This window comes from Bacillus sp. S4 (assembly GCF_040838205.1).
Taxonomy (GTDB): domain Bacteria; phylum Bacillota; class Bacilli; order Bacillales; family Bacillaceae_G; genus Bacillus_A; species Bacillus_A cereus_U.
Genome location: NZ_JBFPJI010000273.1, coordinates 1 through 4,572, shown reverse-complemented (window position 1 = coordinate 4,572; position 4,572 = coordinate 1). Strand labels below are relative to the sequence as shown.

Genomic DNA, 4,572 nt, shown 5'->3' with positions numbered 1-4,572 from the left:
ATTATATACTAATTATATAAACATGATAAATAAAAATTAATATAAAGCCTTTTTAAAATACGTATTTTATTATATAAGAATAATATATAAATTAGATATTATTCTTTCGTACCTCTTTCCTTTTACAACCGTGAAATCCTTTATGATATAATGGCGTAGTTATTTCTGTTTATATAGAAAGAACTACAAAGATATTACATACTATGGAGGATAATTATGCCTAGATTATATGCATTTGCATTTAAATCACTGCAAATATTAACAGTATTATTTTTTGCAATGACTCTTATTTTCTCATTGCAATATTTAATAACTGAACCGAAGTACAACACCTTTTTACTTGTAGTTGCACTCATGATTGTTCTAATCGGTATCGTATTCATTTCCATTATCGTGAACCGGTTCTTTACTCAAACACAATTTCTCATATTTCTTTGTTTACTAGCATTCATACTGCGCCTTGCATGGGTGTTAACAATCCATACAAATGTCGTACAAGATTTCGCACAAATGTATAATGGAGCAGTTGATGCAGCAAATAACAATTTCTCATTCGCGGACAAAACATACTTCACTACTTGGGTATATCAATTAGGGTTTACTATGTATCAAGCTGGTGTTATAAAATTGTTTGGCGAAGGTGTATTGGCGATTAAATTACTAAACATACTGTATTGCACTGGCATTACGTACTTTATATATCGCATAGCTTCGCATCTATTTAACGAATTTAGCGGTAGAGTCGCAGCACTTATTTTCGCAACATACATCCCTAACATTATGATGACTTCTGTTTTAACAAATCAGCACCTCGCGACATTTTTATTCTACGCTGGTTTTTATCTTCTCGTAAAAAAAGGAATCTCGCATTCGTATGCATGGATATTTGTTAGTATTCTTATTGCATTTGGCGATATTATGAGACCGATTGGTATTGTTATTTTACTAGCGCTCATTCTTTTCTTACTTATCACTCATGTAATTGGTGATCAAAAAATAAATAAAAAAATGGTCGTATCAAAGTTAATTGGTATGCTTGGCATTTATTATATCGTGCACTTTATCTTTAGCTATACATTAATTACTACAGGGGTTACACAATATCCATTATCTAGTCGCGACCCTTATTGGAAATTTGTAGTCGGATTCAATCCTGATACAACAGGTGGATTTTCTTTCCCTGACCATAAACTTGTTTTTCAATATCCAATTGGCGAGGAACGTTTCGAAATTGAAAAACAGCTCATTACAGAAAGAATTGCCGATAAAGGACAGCTATTATTGTTATTCAAGAATAAATTTAAAGTTATGTGGGGAGATTATGACGCATCCATTTATTGGGGGCTAGAAGGATATGCAAAACCCGAATTATCAAGATTACTATGGACGTTAGAAAAATTATCTTACATAAGCATTTGCATATTTGCTTGCATAGCCTCCATCAAAACGATAAAAGAACAAAAAAATAAAACGTTACTATTCTTCTCCCTATTAATTTTAGGTTACGCGGGAGTCCATATATTTATTGAGATACAATCGCGTTATCGTTACTTTATTATACCTACGTTTATGATTATGCAAGGTTACGGCGTCTATCTCATTACGCAATATATGAAAAAAAGATTTCAACGTAAAGAAGTACACTAACAAAAAAACACTCTACTTTTTCTGTAGAGTGTTTTTTTCTATATGATGAATAAGTTTCTTTACTGCTTGTTCGCCTTGTAATTGAAGCTCATCTACTCTTCTTTGCAAAGATTGCTGTATTTCCTCATGCTGCGTCACTTGCTTTTTAGCAATTTTATATAAATCTTCGGCACTCCAGTCTCCATCAACACTTCCTATAACAGGTTGATTCACCTGTCTTAAAAATGAATCAATTTTTGGATCGTATGAAATCCCAACCATCGGTGTTTTCGCAACAGCAGAAAAAATAAGAGCATGAAGACGCATACCAATTAAAAGTGAGCACTCTGATAAAATAGATATTTTCTCATCAATATCCATTTTATATGGAAGCATATACGTCTCTTCTCCCATTAAATCCACTACCTCACGCGAAGCATTTTGATCAAACGGACCATGCATTGGGACAAATAAAATTTGGTACCCTTCTTGCTTTAACTTTTTTAAAGCAACCGCTAACTTTTTTATATAATCTTCTTTTGCATTCCAGTGACGTACACTAACTGCAATGATTTTCCCGTGCAGAGAATGTGTTTGTAACCACTCTGATTGTTTTTTTTGTTTCCATGTTAAAACTGGATCTGGAACCAGTTCAATATCCCTTTTCATGCCAATTTCCTTTAAGTATAAAAATGAATCCTCATCTCGAACTGATATATATGCAGCTTTCGACAAATGCCATTTAACTAATAATCGATTATGCCTTTTTGTAATCGGCCCTATCCCTTGTGAATAAATGTAATATGGTTTTTTTAACATACGAGCAAACCACATAATGCCCGTATAGTATAAAATACTTTTCACACTCGTTTTATCTTGGAGGAGGCTCCCTCCACCACTAATAAGCCCATCACTTTTTCTAATTGCATTATAAACCGATTTTATACTCCAACGATCTACCGCTTCAACTCCGTACATTTTCCTTGTATAGTCAGGGTCATTTGACAGCACAACGAGTTCAATATTCGGATTCTCTTTATGTAACGATTCAATAATCGATTGTAGAATAGCTTCGTCTCCAACGTTATAAAAACCATAATATCCTGATAAAACTAACCGCACTCTTAATCTCCTCCAACATTTGGTAACCAATTGTTTCATCCATCATAACTGGCACCAACTCCTTACCTAAAAAACGCGATACATAAACAAATATCCCCTCAATACGCCCGTCCGAATTCCAATTCTAAAATTTCATAGTTCTATATTTATTTTTTCAAAAATGGTATTTGTTTTGTTGATATCCAGTTTAATTTCAAAGCACATATCCCATACAAAATTGTTGCAACAACAAATGCTACACCACTATATAATAACGCAATAATTCTTGAAGATGTAACATTTATCATTGTAGATAGTTCATATAATCCTAATCCTAAAATACAAGACAATCCTATTACAGTGAAAAATCTCCCTATGTGCATAGAATAGGAAAGATATTTTCGAATGTATAGATGATTTACGATACAGATTAACACATATATAACCAATGTACTATACGCCGCTCCATCTATGCCAAACTTTCTTGTTAACTCTATGTTTAACAATACTTTCACAAAACTCGCTCCGACAACAATCCACGCGGCTTGTGCAGAACGATTAATCCCTTGTAAAACTCCTATCGATAATATCATAACCGATGTAAAATACGAACTACCAATCATAACAGCTAACATACCGCTTCCCTTTGCATCTGTGAACAATCCCACATTTAATGGAACTGTTAATGCCATTAACCATATCGTTAACGGGACTGTTAGCACATGCATGAGTAGATTTGTATTTTGAACTGTTGTTTTTGCCAAACTCATATTTTTCTTTGCTAACGCAGACGTTAATAACGGTATTAACGGAAATACAATTGCACTTGCGAAAACAACAATTAATTGTGTGAATGCAAAACCACGACTATATATACCAAATTGCGCTTGAATTTCTGCCGACGACCCTTGCAGCACATGCGGCACTGTAAGCGAATCTACTAAATTCAAAAGCGGCATGGATAAAGCTCCTATAGCAATCGGAATAGATACTTTTAATATTTTCTTTCCATCTTTTCTCAAATCTCTAAGCGAATATGAGTCTTCCTTATAGCGGTATGGACTCTTATTGTACGTCCTACGTAAATATATAAGGGAACTTATTACCCCTAGAAACGATCCAACCATTGCCCCACTAGTAATGACAGCACTACTTTCATTCCAATATACTAATACATAAGCGATGATTAACATAAAAAATACTCGTACAAATTGCTCAACGACTTGTGATATCCCCGTCGGTTTCATATCACCAAACCCTTGGAAATAACCACGATAAACTGCCATATATGGTGCTACGAGTAAAGCCAATGACGTAATCAGTAACGGTCCTCTCGTTTCTTCCCCACCAAGCATATTTGCAATTTCAGTAGAAAATAATACAATCACCAAACATCCGAATGCACCAAAAGCCATTCCTATAATTGATGCCGATTTAAATAATTTCGCAATTTCTTTATGCTTATTTTTTTCTTTCAACTCTGCAATTAATTTTGAAATTGCCAATGGTACACCAGCTACTGACAATGTAAGAGCAATCATATATACAGGAAACACGAGGCGAAAAATACCAAGCACTTCATCTCCTGCTATATTTTGTAATGGAATTTGAAAGAAACTTCCAAGCAATTTCGACAAAAAAGTTGTAATTGTTAAAATTGCTGCACCTTTTACAAAATTCTTATTCATGTTCCTTCTCTTTTCTTTTATACATATATTCTCAAACATATTATTACTACATATAGAGACTGCTTTTATCTCATTAAATTATCATACCAAATTTCTTATATAATGAATACTTTCTTTTTTATAACAAAACGCAAGTATTCTTACTCAAAAAACGATT

The 4,572-nt window shown here is 33.5% G+C and carries 3 protein-coding genes; 1 reads left to right on the top strand and 2 read right to left on the bottom strand.

Going from position 1 to position 4,572, the window contains the following annotated elements; genetic code table 11:
* Positions 1-216: 216 nt before the first annotated feature.
* The gene (locus tag AB3X48_RS18290) at positions 217-1,647 is read left to right on the top strand and encodes a glycosyltransferase family 39 protein (RefSeq protein ID WP_016103854.1); all 1,431 of its coding nucleotides are present in this window, start codon (positions 217-219) and stop codon (positions 1,645-1,647) included.
* Between the two features lie 12 nt (positions 1,648-1,659).
* Here AB3X48_RS18290 and csaB read toward each other — a convergent pair whose 3' ends face one another.
* Together csaB and AB3X48_RS18280 are read right to left on the bottom strand one after the other, a co-directional pair.
* Positions 1,660-2,748: a polysaccharide pyruvyl transferase CsaB gene (gene csaB / locus AB3X48_RS18285; protein ID WP_016103853.1), complete on the bottom strand. Its 1,089-nt coding sequence runs from the start codon at positions 2,746-2,748 to the stop codon at positions 1,660-1,662.
* Positions 2,749-2,894: 146 nt separating this feature from the next.
* Positions 2,895-4,415: a putative polysaccharide biosynthesis protein gene (locus AB3X48_RS18280; RefSeq protein ID WP_367959788.1), complete on the bottom strand. Its 1,521-nt coding sequence runs from the start codon at positions 4,413-4,415 to the stop codon at positions 2,895-2,897.
* Positions 4,416-4,572: the final 157 nt, after the last annotated feature.

Excerpts from the sequence above, each read along its gene's own strand:
- AB3X48_RS18290 (WP_016103854.1), top strand. The coding sequence starts at position 217 with ATGCCTAGATTATATGCATTTGCATTTAAATCACTGCAAATATTAACA.
- AB3X48_RS18280 (WP_367959788.1), bottom strand. The coding sequence starts at position 4,415 with ATGAATAAGAATTTTGTAAAAGGTGCAGCAATTTTAACAATTACAACT.